Origin of the sequence: Aequorivita marina (assembly GCF_031631895.2) — a bacterium.
GTDB lineage: Bacteria > Bacteroidota > Bacteroidia > Flavobacteriales > Flavobacteriaceae > Aequorivita > Aequorivita marina.
Window position 1 is genome coordinate 16,365 of record NZ_JAVMBW020000008.1, and the last position, 15,346, is coordinate 31,710.

Sequence of the window (15,346 nt, forward strand, 5' to 3'; positions counted from 1 at the left end):
GCCGTAGGCATGATCAATATATAAAATTAAATAGGCTCATGAAAAATATAAACCTCCTCATACTCTACTTCAAAACGCTTTAAGAGTTCGCGATATTCGTCCAAAAAGCTTTGTTTCTTATGATGAGTTTCTTGATTTTGGATATACTTAATTACATTGTGAATATGTGATTTGCTATAAGAAAACGCTCCAAAACCCCGCTGCCATTCAAATCTATGGGAAAGTCCTCTACTGTCATTTATCCATTTGGAAGATTTAGCTTTTGCGCTTTGCATAACATCTGAAACACTCAAAGCAGGTTTAAGCGAAAAGAAGCAATGAATATGATCTTCAACTCCATTTACAATTAAGGTTTTACATCCCGTTTCGTTAATCAAGTTTCCTATTACGCCGCATAACATAGCCCTCCAATCTCTGTGAATCATGGCCTTTCTGTACTTCACGGCAAATACAGTCTGTATGTATATTTGATGGTAAGTATTTGACATAAGCTTTAGATTATCAGATGCTCAATACATTATTTCACACTTATATCAAATATAATGCTTTAAAAATGAGTCACTTATAACTATAGTGAGGTTTTTATATAATTTTAGTCAAAAATCAAATTTCATTCATCAATAAATATCTTGCGAACCATCGCGGCAAACAAACCACCAGCAATAGGCGCTACAATAAAGAGCCACAACTGCTGCAATGCCATGCCTCCAGAAAAGAGTGCTGGGCCCAAACTACGCGCCGGATTTACCGATGTACCCGTAATTGGAAATGTTAATAAACTCAAGTTCTATCGGCATTTAACCATTTTGGAACATCGGGGCGCTTAAAATCTTCCATTTTTTGAAGCAAATTGATAGGATTGGTATCCACCTTTAAAAGTTCATAGTTATCCATAGACAGAAACCCCTTGCGCACCATGGTTTCAAGCATTTTTATAAGGTCGTTATAAAATCCGTTAATGTTTAGAAGCCCAATTGGCTTTTGATGAAGCCCGAGCTGCAGCCAAGTTATAATTTCAAAAAGCTCTTCTAGGGTTCCCATACCACCGGGCAGAGCGATAAAACCATCGCTTTCTTCTTGCATTTTCATTTTACGCTCGTGCATATTTTTAGTGGTAATCAATTTGGTAAGTCCTAGATGAACTACCTCTTTCTTTTTAAGAAAACTGGGAATAATGCCCACTACTTTCCCTTTATTAGCCAAAACACTCTTGGCAATGGTTCCCATCACTCCAATTTTTGCTGCCCCGTAAACCAAGGTGATATTTTTGTCAACAAAAATCTCTCCCAGTTTTTTTGCGGCGTCGGTTATTGCCAAATCATTGCCCTCGCTACTTCCGCAGAAAACGCATATTTTTTCGAGTTTGTTCATCGTGTTATTTCTTTGTGCAGCTTTGTTTACTTACTTTTTCGAACCCAATTACAAAAACAGAAACAACCTATTTAAAAGTAGATTTCAATATCCTGAATTTTCCAAAAATGTCCTTTCGTAGTTCTATATCCTGAAACCCCTCTTTTTTCAAAAGTGAAACTGTCTCCTCTGCAAGATACTCATTAATCTCGAAAAATAGTTTCCCGCCAGGCTTTAAATGTGCTTTTGCCAACCGAGAAATAGTGCGATAAAACAGTAACGGATCCGAATCTTGAACGAACAATGCCGCTTCTGGCTCATATTTTAAAACGTTTTGCTGCATCAGTTTTTTCTCCAACTCCCGTACATAAGGCGGATTGGAAACTATTACATCATACATTTTATCAAGCGACTTCGTTATTAAAATATCGGCTTGCACAAAATGAACCCTTACGTCATTCACAAGGGCGTTTTCTTGGGCAAGGCCTAAGGTTTTTTCTGAAATATCTATAGCAGAAACAGTGGCTTCTGGCAGATTTTTTGCCAGCGATATAGCAATACAACCGGAACCGGTACCAATATCCAAAATAGTCTTAGACGCTGCGTTTTGAGAAAAAGCTTCCACCTCAGATAATATAACCTCCACCAACTCCTCGGTTTCAGGGCGCGGAATTAACGTATGTGGATTCACTTTAAACCGAAGGCCATAAAACTCGGTTTCCCCTATTATATATTGAATGGGCTCGTGGTTTTTTAGGCGAATTAAAGCCGAACTGAATTTTTCAGCATCTTTTTCTGAAATTTCTAGGTCCGGATTTAGCGCAGCTTCAACTCGTGAAAGCTTCAGGTATTTTTCAGAAAGAATAGAGAAAAATGATTGTATTTCTTCCGTAGGGTATAACAGAAGAAGGGATTTTTGAAAATTTGCTTTTAGCTCGTTTAGTTTCATAGCAGCGTTTAATAAACACAATTTGATATTTACAACTTTTTAAGCATGTGAACCGGGCAAGAATAATGACCAGTATTTCCTAAAGGAGCTTCAATATGCTTAAAACCCGATTGTTTGTAAAGTTTTTGGGCGTGCGTCATATATTCCATGGTTTCCAAATACATTTTATCAAAACCAAACTCCCGAGCTTTTGCAATACAAAACTCCATCATCTGCGCGCCAACCCCCATACCACGGACTTCAGGAAGAAAATACATTTTTTGAAGCTCACAGACATTTCCATCAAAGTTGGCTAGTTTTGCAACTCCAGCACCACCGAGTATTTTATTATTTAGTACAACTACAAAATAGGCCGAATTGGGTTTTTGATAATTTTCAAACATAGCGTCTGTAGCTTCATCTTCATAAGCCGTACCCACTTTAGGCGCACCTAAAGACTCCAAAACCCCGCGAATTACCTCCGCAACCTGTGGATTGTCTTTCTTTTCAATAAGTCTAATTATCAATGTGTCCATCTAATTAAATCCTTGTATTTTTACGCGATTAATTAACAAATTCAAACACAGAATTGTTTAGCTGCAAAAGTAGCGTTTAAATTTAAAAGAGATGAACGCCCAAGTTGCCCACTTTTACAATTAATTAAATAGTTTTGCCGAAAACCAAAAAGTCCGAACGCGTGAACATACGTGAAAAATACATGTCGCGATGCATCCAACTAGCCAAAAACGGACTGGGCACTACCTATCCAAACCCGTTAGTTGGCAGCGTAGTAGTTCATAGCAAAAGGATGATTGGCGAAGGCTGGCATTACAAAGCCGGCACTCCACATGCCGAGGTTAACGCCATCAACAGTGTAACAGAAACAGACTTACTAAACAAAGCGACAATCTATGTGAGTCTGGAGCCATGCAGCCATCACGGTAAAACTCCACCCTGTGCCGATTTAATCATAAAAAGCGGCATTAAAAAAGTGGTAATTGGCAGTTTAGACCCCAACCCACAAGTTGCGGGTAACGGAGTAAAAAAACTAATGCAAGCCGGCTGCGATGTTGAAGTAGGAGTTTTAGAAGAAGAATGTGCTTACCTCAACAAACGGTTTTTTACATTCCATCAAAAAAAGAGACCTTTTATTATTTTAAAATGGGCACAGACCGCAGACGGATTTATCGCTCCAAAAAATGAAACCAGAAAGGAAGCCAAGCCCGTTTGGATCACGAATGAATATTCGCGTCAATTAGTCCATAAAATGCGAGCTCAGGAAGCAGCAATTCTCGTTGGCACCAATACTGCCCTTCAGGACAATCCGTCGCTTACGGTACGCGGCTGGAGCGGAAACAACCCGGTAAGGCTGGTTATTGACAAAGATTTAAAGATTCCTACCGATTATTCGCTGTACAACGAAGATGCAGAAACCCTAGTTTTCAATAAGAGCGAAACTGCTAAAAAAGGAAAGACAAACATGCTGAAAATTGATTTTTCGGAAGCGCTTATCCCTCAAATTATCAATACAGCGTATAAAAAGGGCTTGCAGTCTATCATCATTGAAGGTGGAGCAAAAACACTACAATCTTTTATCAACTTAAACCTTTGGGATGAAGCTAATGTATTTTCGGGCCCCATTAGGTTTCAGGAAGGGACAAAAGCACCAGATTTTCAAGGAGAACTAACTTCCGAAACAAAAATTAAAGAAGATAGGTTACACATCTTTAAAAACCCACAAGCTTGATTTTTCTCGCACTAAGCATCCTTTCTTCCACGGCAATATTTGTAGTATTTAGGCTCTTTTCAAGGTTTAAGGTCAATACGCTACACGCCATTGTAATGAATTATGTAACCGCGACAACCTGCGGAATTGTATTTCAGAAAAACACCATAAACTTCGCGCAGGTTCCTGAATATTCATGGTTTCCATTCGCACTTATCTTAGGTGGTTTATTTATAGCAGTCTTTAACTTAATGGCCCTCACCACCCAGCGCAGCGGCCTTTCGGTAGTTTCGGTAGCTACAAAAATGAGTGTGGTAATCCCAATTGTTTTTGGGCTAGCCTATTACCAAGAAAGCCTAGGTACATTTAAAATTCTTGGTATTATACTGGCATTGATTGCGCTTTATTTAGCTTCAATAAAAAAGAAAGACGGCATCAAGATAAAGCCGTCTAACCTTATATTCCCCATTTTGGTGTTTTTGGGAAGCGGCACAATAGACACCACCATTAAATATTTGGAAGGTGAGTTTATTGCTGAAAACGATATCCCTATTTTCTCCGCCGTGATTTACACTATGGCGGGGATTATTGGATTTACAATAATAGGGTTTCAAGCGATTAAAGGAAGGTTTAAGTTTCAATTTAAAAATATAATCGGCGGAATTGCTCTCGGAATTCCTAACTATTTTTCCATATACTTTTTGGTTCGTGCTTTCAGAAGTGGTATTTTGGACAGTTCTGGAATTTTTGCCATTAACAATGTTGCTATCGTTATGGCTTCTACCATTCTGGGGATTATTCTGTTTAAGGAAAAACTACTACCTAAAAACTGGATTGGAATCGCACTAGCCGTTTTAAGCATCATTTTAATAGCTCTAGAACGGTTTTAGACCAAAAGAGGCAAACGCACACAAAAAACACACAAATGGAGAAGGACACCTATAAAACGCTTACAAAGCCATCTGAGGAAACACTTTATAAAGAAAAAGGAAGTAAATTTTATGGCTATGCTTTTCCGGTTACTTGTGAAGATGAGATAAAGGAACATATTGAGAGCCTTAAAAAACAACATCATAGCGCCCGGCATTGGTGCTACGCCTGGCAGCTGGGTAAGACTTATGAACATTATCGCGCGAATGACGATGGCGAACCATCAAACAGCGCTGGCATGCCTATTTACGGGCAGCTACAATCTTTTGATGTAACCAACACCCTTGTGGTCGTGGTACGATACTTTGGTGGAACCAAGCTGGGGGTTGGCGGTTTGATACAAGCTTACAAAACCTCGGCACAAATGGCGCTGGAGGCTTCAAAAATAGTTGAAAGAACCATTAACGATACTTTTATCTTGAAGTTTGATTACCCCGAAATGAACATTGTAATGCGAATTATCAATGACGAAGAAATCAAGGTGGTAAACCGTAAAATGGAACTGGCCTGCGAGTTTGAAATTTCTGTTCGTAAAAAAGAAGCCGAACGAATTTTTCAGCTATTCGAAAACACCTATAAAGTGCTTATAAAAAGAAAAGAAGACTAATTATTCTTCATTTAACTTTTCAATCAAATAATCTGGCGCCTTCATTAACTTTTTTGTAGTGGTGTCTATAAAAACCAAAATAGTAGTCGCCGTTGCCAAAAGTTGTTTGGATTCATTATAAATTTCATAGTAAAATTCAATTTTAACAGATGGCATTTTTTTCAATGTTGTCTTAATAGTCAGCAGGTCGTCATAGCTTGCTGGTAGCTTATAATCTATGCTAAAATGGACTACCGGAAGCTGCACATTGTTGGCTTCCATCCACTTATAGCTAAAACCCAGTTCACGAAGCCACTCAGTTCGGCCTTGTTCCAAGTACTGCGCGTAGTTACCGTAATAAACAACACCCATTTGGTCTGTTTCGCCGTAACGCACTCTTAATTGTGTAATTGTATTCTTCAAAATTTTATGGGGTTTAAAGGAAGATTTTTTGTAGTTTTATCGAAAGTGAAGTATGGCGAAAAAAAACTACTTTTTCAACCCCAAAGTGGTTTTTTTTATAACTATTTTGTTCACATATTTGCATTGTTAAGAAATAGCTTCGGAAACACTACATCCATTATTTTTTACGGCAACCTATTAACTAAAATTTAAATAGAATTTTTAACTATGAGCAAAACTGCAGAAACAGTTTGGAACAATTGTTTGGCCTTCATCGAAGACAATATCACTTCGCAAGCGTACAAAACTTGGTTCGAGCCTATTAAGGCAGTAAAGTTGACCGATAATGCTCTTAGTATTCAAGTACCGAGTAAATTTTTTTACGAATGGCTTGAAGAACACTACGTTAAAATTCTAAAAGTTGCCCTCACCAAGGAGCTTGGTACGACCGCAAAATTGGTTTACATCATCAAGATGGAAAACACCTATGGCAACAAGCAACCTTTTACCGAAAAAATTCCGAGTTCCAATCGAAGCAATTTGCGATCGCAAGACGTTGACGTTCCCTTAAAAAACAAAAGTCCGGAGTTAAAAAACCCTTTTGTTATTCCGGGAATTCGCAATGTAAAGATTGAATCGCAGTTAAACCCCAATTACAGTTTTGAGAATTTTCTTGAAGGCGAGTCCAATAGGCTAGCGCGCTCGGCAGGTTTAGCGGTAGCAAATAAGCCTGGGGGAACATCTTTTAACCCACTCCTTGTTTTTGGTGGTGTAGGCTTAGGAAAAACGCATTTGGCGCACGCAATTGGTGTTGATATAAAAGACAAGTATCCCGAAAAAACAGTTCTTTACATTTCTGCGGAAAAATTTACACAACAATACATTGAGTCCGTAAAAAAGAACAATCGAAACGACTTTATACACTTCTATCAAATTATAGACGTACTTATTGTTGACGACATTCAACTGCTATCTGGAAAAGCAGGCACACAAGATGTTTTCTTCCACATATTCAACCACTTGCACCAAAACGGAAAACAGGTTATTTTAACAAGTGACAAAGCTCCGGTTGATATGGTTGATATTGAGCAACGCTTATTATCCCGTTTTAAATGGGGACTTTCTGCCGAATTAAATCACCCAGATTACGATACACGTGTTGCTATAATTAAAAACAAACTCTATCGTGATGGCGTTGAAATGCCAGACGATATTATTGAGTTTTTAGCGAACAACATCAAGACCAATATCCGGGAATTAGAAGGCGCCATAATTTCGTTAATCGCCCATTCCTCTTTCAATAAAAAAGAAATTACCATAGACCTTGCCCGCAACATTGTTGATAACTACGTAAAACACACCAAACGCGAGGTTTCAATAGAGTATATTCAGAAAGTGGTTAGTGATTACTTTCAAATGGATGTGGACACTTTACAGTCTAAAACACGTAAAAGACACATTGTTCAAGCGCGTCAATTGGCAATGTTTTTTGCAAAAAAACTCACAAAAGCCTCGCTTGCATCAATCGGCTCTCAAATTGGGCAGCGTGACCATGCAACAGTACTTCACGCATGTAAAACGGTTGACAACCTCTCTAGTACCGACAAACAATTCCGCAAGTACGTAGAAGATCTTAAAAAGAAATTGACCCTATAAAAGTTTAGGTTTAAAGTTAAAATGCAAGGTTGCAGGTTCTTAATAACCTCATACCTTTGTAATAAATTTATGTATTCATAATTAATCCCGAACGCTTTGCAACAATATAAAATTCTTATGGTCTGCCTTGGCAATATATGCCGCTCCCCTTTGGCAGAAGGCATTTTAAAATCTAAAGTGGATACTTCAAAAATAATGGTTGATTCTGCTGGAACCGGCGATTGGCACGTAGGCGATGAACCCGATTCAAGAAGTATAGCAGTAGGAAAAAAGTACGATATTGACATTACAACCCAACGCGGAAGACAGTTTACGGCGAAAGACTTTAAAAATTTCGATTTGATTTACGTAATGGATAACTCCAACAAAGAAAACGTATTGGCTCTGGCAGAAACAGATGCCGACAAAAAAAAAGTCCGACTAATTTTAGATGAAATATTCCCTGGAGAAAACGTAGATGTACCCGACCCGTATTTTGGGGGAGATTTAGGTTTTGAAAATGTTTACAAAATGCTTGATGAAGCCTGCGACCAAATTGCCAGCAAAATTTAACGCTTTTACTCGGTTCATTTTCTTACTTTTAGTGAAACCCTAAAAGAAACTGCTATGAGAAAATCAATCCTGCTTATCTTGCTCCTGATTATTCCCTGGATTACTTCTGCCCAGGAAGTTGACTTAGAATTGTTTAAAGATGGATTTTCACAACCGCTTAGCTTACAGCACGCCAACGACGATCGGTTATTTATTGTGGAGCAAGGCGGAAAAATAAAAATAATACAAGCCGATGGTTCGGTGAATCCTGTGCCGTTTCTCGATGTTTCAGATCAAATATCTACTGGTGGCGAACGCGGACTTCTCGGGCTAGCTTTCCATCCAGATTATGAAAACAACGGATATTTTTTCGTGAATTACACCAGGCCAAATGGAGACACCCAAATTTCCAGATTTTCCGTTGACCCAGACACCCCAGATGTAGCCCATATAAGTTCAGAGCTGCCAATTCTTGGTTACGAGCAGCCTTTTTCAAACCACAATGGTGGCAACTTGGCTTTTGGACCAGAAGGATTTCTTTATATTTCGTCGGGCGATGGAGGCGGAAATCCGGGCAATCGCGCTCAAGACCTCAACTTACTTCTGGGAAAGATTCTGCGCATAGATGTTGACAACCCCACAGGCGGGAATAACTATGGCATTCCTGCAACAAACCCATTTGTTGACGACCCTAACGCTCGCGATGAAATTTGGGCGTATGGCCTAAGAAACCCATGGCGGTTTTCATTTGATTTTGAGGAAAACAATACTTGGATCGCTGACGTGGGGCAATCTGAAATAGAGGAAATCAACCGCGCTCCTATAAGCGAAGGAGGTTTAAATTACGGCTGGCCTTGCTATGAAGGTTCCCAGCCTTTTAATACACAAAACTGCCCGCCGCAATCTGAACTGACGTTTCCCTATGCTGAATATTCACATACTAACGGAAAATGCTCTATAACCGGCGGTTATGTTTACAGAGGCGATGTGGAACTTGACTTAGAAGGACACTACATTTTTGCTGACTTTTGCTCCGGTGAAATAGGAATCATAGAAGAAGATGGCGCTATTACATTTAACAATAACTTCTCTGGAAGTTGGGTTTCTTTTGGAGAAGACACAAACAAGGAGTTATATATAATTGATTTGGACGGAGCCATTTATAAAATACTAGCATTCGTAATAGGTACCGAAGATTTTTCAATTGAAAACAGCCTTTATATGACGCCCAATCCTACCAGCGGAAATGTACTATTTAGTTTAAAAGATGATAAACTTCAAACAATTTCACTTTTTGACATTAGTGGCAGTTTCATTTCTTCCGAAGAAAATATTTTTAAAAATAATTATAAGGTTTCAACGGAGTCTTTAAGCCCGGGAATTTATTTCGCAAAAATAATCTCAGAAAAAGGAGCTTCCACAGTAAAAAAATTAATAGTTCAATAGTTAATAAATGACAGTTAAAAAAGGCAGTTTATACCTAATCCCTTGCCCTCTAGGCGAGACACAACCCTTAGAAGTTCTTCCGCTTTCGGCAAAAAACGCTATTGAGAAAATAGACCACTATATTGTTGAACATCAGAAAGATGCGCGAAGATTCATAAAGAGTATTGTTCCAGAGAAGGAGCAGTCTTCTTTAAAAATAAGTGAAATAAATAAATTTACGCAGCCCGAAGAAATTCCAGCCATGCTAACCCCTTGTCTTGAAGGTTTTGATGTAGGGGTTATTAGCGATGCCGGATGCCCTGGAATAGCTGACCCTGGAGCTAATGCCGTTCATCACGCCCATGAAAAAGGTATAAAAGTAGTGCCTTTAGTTGGCCCATCTTCTATCTTACTTGCAATGATGGCCAGCGGTTTTAACGGTCAGAATTTCGCATTTAACGGCTATTTACCAATAGATAAGGGGGAACGCAAGCGAGAATTAAAACGTCTGGAAAAACTTTCTAAGGAGCACGATCAATCGCAGTTATTTATTGAAACGCCCTACCGGAACAATCAAATGCTAAAGAGTTTGACTGAAACCCTTGGCGCACATACCAGAATCTGTGTGGCATGCGATATAACATTGCCTTCCGAATACATTAAAACTGCGCCTGTAGCTTTATGGAAAAAAATAAAGGTGGACCTTCATAAAAGACCCACCTTGTTTATTATTCACGGATAATTTTTATATTATCTGTGGTTTTCTATTCGGAATTACATGAGAGGTATCGTAGCCAGAAAACTTTCTGAGGTAATACCGTATTGATGCTCCATTGGCATCTGCGAACCCGCGTGCACCAGCGCTTCTTAGAAATTTCTTTACATTGCCAGCTCCTGCTAAATGCGCAGCGGCCAAAATTCCTGATTCAGTAACATGAACACCACCAATAGTTTTGCCCGAATAGCGTTTAATGTCCTTTCGGAGCACCCACTTATTTCGAGAAACAAAAGCGCGAAATGCAACTTCTTGTTGTTCGGTATCGTATAGAAAGTTATCGGTATTTCTAAACCCCATCATTCTGAGAGTTGCTTTAGAAAACTGATATTTCCCCATATAGCCATAATCGTTTACGATATGGTAATCTCCTCTCGATTCTTTAAAACCGAGTGCTTCTTTAAACCCTAAATAGGTTTTTCCCAAAAACAAATAGTATTTTGGGGTCACAGGCTGTATTAACGTATTAACTTCAGCTTCTGTGGGAACGTTAAAGTTTAACTCCAATCCTTCTGTGCTAAACGCAGAATAATCGGCGCTATCTTTTGAATTAAAACCTGTCCCTACCAGTAAAGTAACAACAAGTAAAACTGCAATTAGATATATACTTTTTCTCATTACGTTTAAAATTCAGGAATATTACTACCCCTTCGTTTCAGCGCGCAAAGATACAGGTTTTTTTAAAAATCTGATTCATAGGTTGTTAAATTTTATTAAAATAAAAAACAAGGCTTGTGAACCTAATTTTTTCAATAATTACAATGCCCCTCTAGCGTTGTTGTCAGCGTGTATTCCTGAAACATCGAAGACTAAAAATCTCGTTAAATAAATAGCATCACACTGAACGTAATTAACAATTCAGAGGTCAATTAACAACTAAAATAATTAGCGTTTTAATCCTTGACTATTAACCCACCGCACGTATTCGGCTTTATTTGCATTGTGTTGCCTTAGGGTTTTGGAGAATTTGTGATACCCAAAATTGGTGACGTCTGCCACAAAATAGTAGTAATCGTGCTTTTCGGGATTTAAAACCGCATCTATTGAAGAAATATCGGGCATGGCAATAGGCCCAGGCGGAACTCCCGCATATTTATAGGTGTTATAAGGCGAATCTAGCTCTAAATCTTTATAAAGTACGCGTTTTATAATTTGGTTGTAATCGCCACTTTCGTGCTTTAAGGCATAAATAACCGTTGGATCTGCCTGAAGCAACATCCCAACTTTTAACCTGTTATGATAAACTCCAGCAACTCTTGGTCGCTCTTCCACTTTGGCGGTTTCCTTTTGAACAATAGCCGCAAGAGACATTACTTCGTCCTTAGTTAGGTTTAATATTTTAGCTTTTTGGGTACGCGACTCATTCCAGAAACGTTCGTATTCCGTTTTCATTCTACTTCGGAAGGTTTCAGCTGAACTATTCCAATAAAACTCATAGGTGTTTGGAATATACATTGCAAGCGCAGTCTTTTCGGTAAACCCAGCTTCTTTGAGGAATTCCGAATCTTGCATTGCTTCTATTAAGGAAAGGCTGTCCGCTTCTATTTGCGAAGAAATATGACCTGCAAGATCTTCTAGACGTTCCTGATTATTGAATTTTATATTTATAGGAACATTTCTACTACGCAAGGTATTTATAATATCATTGTTGGTCATTCCCTTGGTAATTATAAAGTGACCGGGCTTAATATTTCCAGTATATTTTTTTTGGCTGGCAACCCTGTAGAAGGTTTCTGTATCTTTTAGTAGCGGCTCCAACTCTTTACCCACCTCGTTGATTGAGGCACCAGTGGGAATATAAACATGGGCTTTTTTATTGTTAAAGGCAGTGTTCTCTATAAAGGCCGAGCTGTAAACATACCAGGCAAATGCACCCATGGCCACAGCCCCGAGCAAAACAATAATTAGCAATATTTTTTTTATATACATGGTTTTAAGTATGAATTAAAAGTGCAGAATGGTGAATTATGAATTAAGAATGGTATAAATTAAGAGTCTTGAAGAAATTTGTTTCGCATCCTGAATTATCGAATGAGCTGATATAAGTATTCGCTTTTATAGGCTCCATTGGTGAAGACCCAGTCCTTTTTAACGCCGCTTTTTTCGAAGCCCGCATTTTCAAATAGCGAAATGCTACCCTGATTTCCTTCCGTAATGGAAGCAAATATTTGATGTACGTTCAAGTTTTTAAACGCATACTTACAAACAAGAGCCAAAGCCTCGGTGGCAAAGCCTTTGCGTTTGTCGGTTTCAGAAAAAATTACGATTCCTACCCCTACTCTATGATGTTTGGGTTCAAAGTCGAATAAATCAATAAATCCCACTTGGGTTTCATTTTCCGCTTTACAAATTACCAAACGCAGTTGTTTAACTTCGTAAATATCGCGATAGCTATTCTCTAAATATTGCTTTAAAATAAACCTTGAATACGGATGCGTAGTATTGCTAACCTCCCACAGGGTTTCATCGTTTTCCACATTGTAAAGAAAATCGAGGTCTTCCGCTTCTAAAGCACGCAAAAATATTTTGTCTCCTTTAAGTGTCATAATTTCCATTTTCCGTTAAAAACCTGTACTGCTGGACCTTCCAAATATACGGTATTATAACCAGCTTCTTCTTTATTAAAACGCACTTTTAAGTTGCCGCCCGGGGTTTTTAAGTCAATTAAATTTGCTGTGGTTTTACCCATTTCAAACATGGCGATTGCAACGGCAGTAACGCCCGTGCCACAGGAAAGGGTTTCATCTTCCACGCCTCGTTCATAGGTTCGCACCCTAAAAACAGCATCTTCAAGCTGTTCCACAAAATTAATATTGGCGCCTTCTTTTCCGTAGCTATTGTTTCGAATATCCTTGCCGTTTTGAAAAACATCAAACTCCTTCAATCCAGAAACCATTTCAACGTGATGCGGCGATCCGGTGTTTAAAAAAACATGGTTTTCAAAAATATCGACGTTTTTAACCTCATTCATCTTTAAGGAAACCCAATCTGCTTTAACCTTGGCTTTATGCATGCCATCAACGGCTTCAAAGGTAGCGGTTTCAGAAATTACACCAAGGAACTCAGCAAAATGCGAAATACACCTTCCGCCATTGCCACACATGGTACTTATATTTCCATCGGCATTGTAGTAGACCATTGTAAAGTCTGCCGATTTATGATTCTCCAGTAAAATCAAGCCATCTGCCCCAATGCCAAAACGACGGTCGCACATTTTGGCGACCAATTCGGTATTCTGTTTTGGAAAAAACTGGTCTCGGTTGTCAATGATAACAAAATCATTACCGGTACCTTGATATTTGTAAAACTTAAATTCCATAATCGCGCAAAGATATAAAAAAGGCTCCACTAGATGTATGAATATAGCCACGTTAAATACAAGTTAAATGCAAGTTTATGGCATACTTTTTTCGGCTTATGATAGTTAAATTTGTATAGCTGTTTTAAAAATTGATATTCAAACGAAAGATTTATTTTTTCAGAACAAATATCCTTTTTTCAGCTAAAATTTTAAATAACTCGAAATAATATTAATAAAATTCAACTTAAAATGAAACAGACATTCCGTTTATTTATGGTAGCCCTGTTTGCTGGAGCAATTACGCTAGGCGGCTATAAATACTTTGAAGAGAAAGAGCTTGTTACTTTTGAACCGGAGCAAACCTCAAAGTTTGTTCCCGCGAGTTTTTCAGCCAATGCAGCTGAGATGAGCACCGATTTTACCGAAGCAGCCGAAAAAACTGTGCACGCCGTAGTACACGTAAAAAACATAACCGTAAGCCGACAACCCACTAATATATTTGAGTATTTTCAGGGCGGCGGACAACCAAAAGCTCGCGTTGGTAGCGGAAGCGGGGTAATTGTCTCTCCAGACGGCTACATTGTTACCAATAATCACGTTATTGCAAACGCCTCTAATCTAGAGGTAACCCTTAACGACAATAAAACCTATACTGCCGAATTAATCGGTACGGACCCTACAACAGATATTGCATTGATAAAAATTGACGGCGACGACGACTTCCCTTACATTCCTTTTGGCGACTCAAACAATGTGAAAATTGGAGAATGGGTACTTGCCGTAGGAAATCCTTTTAACCTTACCTCAACGGTTACTGCCGGGATTATTAGTGCAAAAGCGAGAGATTTAAACCAATTTGATGGAAATCCGCAGTCTTTTATACAAACAGATGCAGCCGTAAACCGGGGTAACAGTGGAGGCGCCTTGGTAAATACGCGTGGAGAACTTATTGGAATAAACACTGCAATTACGTCGGAAACCGGTAGTTTTATCGGGTATTCTTTTGCGGTACCTTCAAACAATGCGCGAAAGGTAATTGAGGATATTTTAGAGTATGGCAATGTGCAACGTGGTATTTTAGGGATTCAAGTTGGGAATATCAGCCCTCAACTTGCCGAGCAATACGGCATTGATGAAACCCAAGGTGTTTTTGTTGGCGGTTTAGAGAGAGGAAGCGGTGCGGATAAGGCAGGAATTAAGAAAGGAGACATTATTAAAAAGCTAGACGGAATCCGCGTGCGAAAATTCGCAGATCTTTCTGGATATCTCGGTTCTAAAAGACCAAACGATGTGGTCCAGGTAACGGTATTGCGAAATGGCGAAGAAAAATCTATTCCCGTTACCCTAGAAAAACTCGAGACCTTTTCAATAGACAACCTAGGCTTAGAGGTTAAAAACACAACTTCAGCAGAGCTAAAGGAACGGGGTTTAAAAAATGGTGTGGTTGTTACCCGAGCACTAACACCAGAAGTTGCTCGGTATAAATTGGAAGGCATTATTATCACCCATTTAAACGATGAACCGGTAAATGATATAAGTGATGTACGACGAATAATGACACAGCACGATACGCGAACCCCAATAAAAATGACCTTTATGGATGGGGCAGGAAACATTAACTCCTTTATTTTTAGATAAAAACTGAACAAAATTAATGTAGCACCGCTGGGAGTCTAAACTTTCAGCGGTGTTTTTAATTTCATTAATAATTTCCCCAAGCCGATGAAAATAAGTAA

18 protein-coding genes are annotated in these 15,346 nt (G+C 38.8%); 8 read left to right on the forward strand and 10 right to left on the reverse strand.

The features are described from left to right. Positions 1-26 precede the first annotated feature (26 nt). The 5 genes from tnpA to QPK98_RS10220 form a co-directional block, all read right to left on the reverse strand. Entirely contained in the window at positions 27-488 is a 462-nt protein-coding gene (tnpA, locus tag QPK98_RS10200; RefSeq protein WP_310993202.1) for an IS200/IS605 family transposase, read from the reverse strand. Between the two features lie 122 nt (positions 489-610). Beyond that, positions 611-784 (reverse strand): aquaporin, encoded by a 174-nt coding sequence (locus tag QPK98_RS10205; RefSeq protein WP_310993204.1) that lies wholly within the window; start codon positions 782-784, stop codon positions 611-613. Continuing rightward, on the reverse strand, positions 781-1,371 hold the full coding sequence (locus QPK98_RS10210) for an LOG family protein (protein ID WP_310993205.1): 591 nt from the start codon (positions 1,369-1,371) through the stop codon (positions 781-783). The genes QPK98_RS10205 and QPK98_RS10210 overlap by 4 nt, the downstream gene beginning before the upstream one ends. A 67-nt stretch (positions 1,372-1,438) precedes the next feature. Further along, complete coding sequence (gene prmC / locus QPK98_RS10215; protein ID WP_310993206.1) at positions 1,439-2,299, reverse strand: peptide chain release factor N(5)-glutamine methyltransferase; 861 nt, start codon at positions 2,297-2,299, stop codon at positions 1,439-1,441. A 29-nt stretch (positions 2,300-2,328) separates the two neighbouring features. Continuing rightward, on the reverse strand, positions 2,329-2,814 hold the full coding sequence (locus QPK98_RS10220; protein WP_310993208.1) for a GNAT family N-acetyltransferase: 486 nt from the start codon (positions 2,812-2,814) through the stop codon (positions 2,329-2,331). A gap of 161 nt (positions 2,815-2,975) precedes the next feature. On the opposite strand from QPK98_RS10220, the gene ribD reads away from it, so the two are divergent. From ribD to QPK98_RS10235, 3 genes are read left to right on the forward strand one after another with little or no spacing between them, the layout of a single operon-like run. After that, positions 2,976-4,025 carry a bifunctional diaminohydroxyphosphoribosylaminopyrimidine deaminase/5-amino-6-(5-phosphoribosylamino)uracil reductase RibD gene (ribD, locus tag QPK98_RS10225; RefSeq protein WP_310993272.1) on the forward strand — a complete coding sequence of 350 codons (1,050 nt, stop codon included), beginning with the start codon at positions 2,976-2,978 and terminating at the stop codon, positions 4,023-4,025. Then, on the forward strand, positions 4,022-4,894 hold the full coding sequence (locus QPK98_RS10230; protein WP_310993210.1) for an EamA family transporter: 873 nt from the start codon (positions 4,022-4,024) through the stop codon (positions 4,892-4,894). The genes ribD and QPK98_RS10230 overlap by 4 nt, the downstream gene beginning before the upstream one ends. A gap of 35 nt (positions 4,895-4,929) precedes the next feature. After that, on the forward strand, positions 4,930-5,541 hold the full coding sequence (locus tag QPK98_RS10235) for an IMPACT family protein (RefSeq protein ID WP_310993211.1): 612 nt from the start codon (positions 4,930-4,932) through the stop codon (positions 5,539-5,541). Here QPK98_RS10235 and QPK98_RS10240 read toward each other — a convergent pair whose 3' ends face one another. Next, a complete protein-coding gene (locus tag QPK98_RS10240; protein ID WP_310993212.1) occupies positions 5,542-5,943 on the reverse strand; it encodes an acyl-CoA thioesterase in 402 nt (133 codons plus the stop codon). 207 nt (positions 5,944-6,150) lie between these two features. On the opposite strand from QPK98_RS10240, the gene dnaA reads away from it, so the two are divergent. The 4 genes from dnaA to QPK98_RS10260 all read left to right on the forward strand — a co-directional run bounded on the left by dnaA (position 6,151) and on the right by QPK98_RS10260 (position 10,276). Then, entirely contained in the window at positions 6,151-7,578 is a 1,428-nt protein-coding gene (gene dnaA, locus QPK98_RS10245; RefSeq protein WP_310993213.1) for a chromosomal replication initiator protein DnaA, read from the forward strand. Positions 7,579-7,695: 117 nt separating this feature from the next. After that, complete coding sequence (locus QPK98_RS10250) at positions 7,696-8,130, forward strand: low molecular weight protein-tyrosine-phosphatase (RefSeq protein ID WP_310993273.1); 435 nt, start codon at positions 7,696-7,698, stop codon at positions 8,128-8,130. Positions 8,131-8,184: 54 nt separating this feature from the next. Next, positions 8,185-9,555 carry a PQQ-dependent sugar dehydrogenase gene (locus QPK98_RS10255; protein WP_310993214.1) on the forward strand — a complete coding sequence of 457 codons (1,371 nt, stop codon included), beginning with the start codon at positions 8,185-8,187 and terminating at the stop codon, positions 9,553-9,555. A 7-nt stretch (positions 9,556-9,562) separates the two neighbouring features. Then, on the forward strand, positions 9,563-10,276 hold the full coding sequence (locus QPK98_RS10260; RefSeq protein WP_310993215.1) for an SAM-dependent methyltransferase: 714 nt from the start codon (positions 9,563-9,565) through the stop codon (positions 10,274-10,276). A gap of 3 nt (positions 10,277-10,279) precedes the next feature. Here QPK98_RS10260 and QPK98_RS10265 read toward each other — a convergent pair whose 3' ends face one another. From QPK98_RS10265 to dapF, 4 genes are all read right to left on the reverse strand, one after another. After that, positions 10,280-10,927 (reverse strand): peptidoglycan-binding protein LysM, encoded by a 648-nt coding sequence (locus QPK98_RS10265; protein ID WP_310993216.1) that lies wholly within the window; start codon positions 10,925-10,927, stop codon positions 10,280-10,282. Positions 10,928-11,194: 267 nt separating this feature from the next. Continuing rightward, positions 11,195-12,238, reverse strand: a complete 1,044-nt coding sequence (gene mltG / locus QPK98_RS10270) for an endolytic transglycosylase MltG (RefSeq protein WP_310993217.1) — start codon at positions 12,236-12,238, stop codon at positions 11,195-11,197. Positions 12,239-12,333: 95 nt separating this feature from the next. Then, a complete protein-coding gene (locus QPK98_RS10275; protein WP_310993218.1) occupies positions 12,334-12,855 on the reverse strand; it encodes a GNAT family N-acetyltransferase in 522 nt (173 codons plus the stop codon). Then, positions 12,852-13,628 carry a diaminopimelate epimerase gene (dapF, locus tag QPK98_RS10280; RefSeq protein WP_310993220.1) on the reverse strand — a complete coding sequence of 259 codons (777 nt, stop codon included), beginning with the start codon at positions 13,626-13,628 and terminating at the stop codon, positions 12,852-12,854. Before dapF ends, QPK98_RS10275 begins: the two co-directional genes overlap by 4 nt. Positions 13,629-13,859: 231 nt before the next feature. On the opposite strand from dapF, the gene QPK98_RS10285 reads away from it, so the two are divergent. Continuing rightward, a complete protein-coding gene (locus tag QPK98_RS10285; protein ID WP_310993221.1) occupies positions 13,860-15,248 on the forward strand; it encodes a trypsin-like peptidase domain-containing protein in 1,389 nt (462 codons plus the stop codon). Positions 15,249-15,346 lie beyond the last annotated feature (98 nt).

Bases quoted from the DNA above. Each gene is read 5' to 3' on its own strand.
- tnpA (WP_310993202.1), bottom strand. From the start codon at position 488: ATGTCAAATACTTACCATCAAATATACATACAGACTGTATTTGCCGTG.
- QPK98_RS10210 (WP_310993205.1), bottom strand. From the start codon at position 1,371: ATGAACAAACTCGAAAAAATATGCGTTTTCTGCGGAAGTAGCGAGGGC.
- prmC (WP_310993206.1), bottom strand. From the start codon at position 2,299: ATGAAACTAAACGAGCTAAAAGCAAATTTTCAAAAATCCCTTCTTCTG.
- QPK98_RS10220 (WP_310993208.1), bottom strand. From the start codon at position 2,814: ATGGACACATTGATAATTAGACTTATTGAAAAGAAAGACAATCCACAG.
- QPK98_RS10235 (WP_310993211.1), top strand. From the start codon at position 4,930: ATGGAGAAGGACACCTATAAAACGCTTACAAAGCCATCTGAGGAAACA.
- dnaA (WP_310993213.1), top strand. From the start codon at position 6,151: ATGAGCAAAACTGCAGAAACAGTTTGGAACAATTGTTTGGCCTTCATC.
- QPK98_RS10250 (WP_310993273.1), top strand. From the start codon at position 7,696: ATGGTCTGCCTTGGCAATATATGCCGCTCCCCTTTGGCAGAAGGCATT.
- QPK98_RS10255 (WP_310993214.1), top strand. From the start codon at position 8,185: ATGAGAAAATCAATCCTGCTTATCTTGCTCCTGATTATTCCCTGGATT.
- QPK98_RS10260 (WP_310993215.1), top strand. From the start codon at position 9,563: ATGACAGTTAAAAAAGGCAGTTTATACCTAATCCCTTGCCCTCTAGGC.
- QPK98_RS10265 (WP_310993216.1), bottom strand. From the start codon at position 10,927: ATGAGAAAAAGTATATATCTAATTGCAGTTTTACTTGTTGTTACTTTA.
- mltG (WP_310993217.1), bottom strand. From the start codon at position 12,238: ATGTATATAAAAAAAATATTGCTAATTATTGTTTTGCTCGGGGCTGTG.
- QPK98_RS10275 (WP_310993218.1), bottom strand. From the start codon at position 12,855: ATGACACTTAAAGGAGACAAAATATTTTTGCGTGCTTTAGAAGCGGAA.
- dapF (WP_310993220.1), bottom strand. From the start codon at position 13,628: ATGGAATTTAAGTTTTACAAATATCAAGGTACCGGTAATGATTTTGTT.
- QPK98_RS10285 (WP_310993221.1), top strand. From the start codon at position 13,860: ATGAAACAGACATTCCGTTTATTTATGGTAGCCCTGTTTGCTGGAGCA.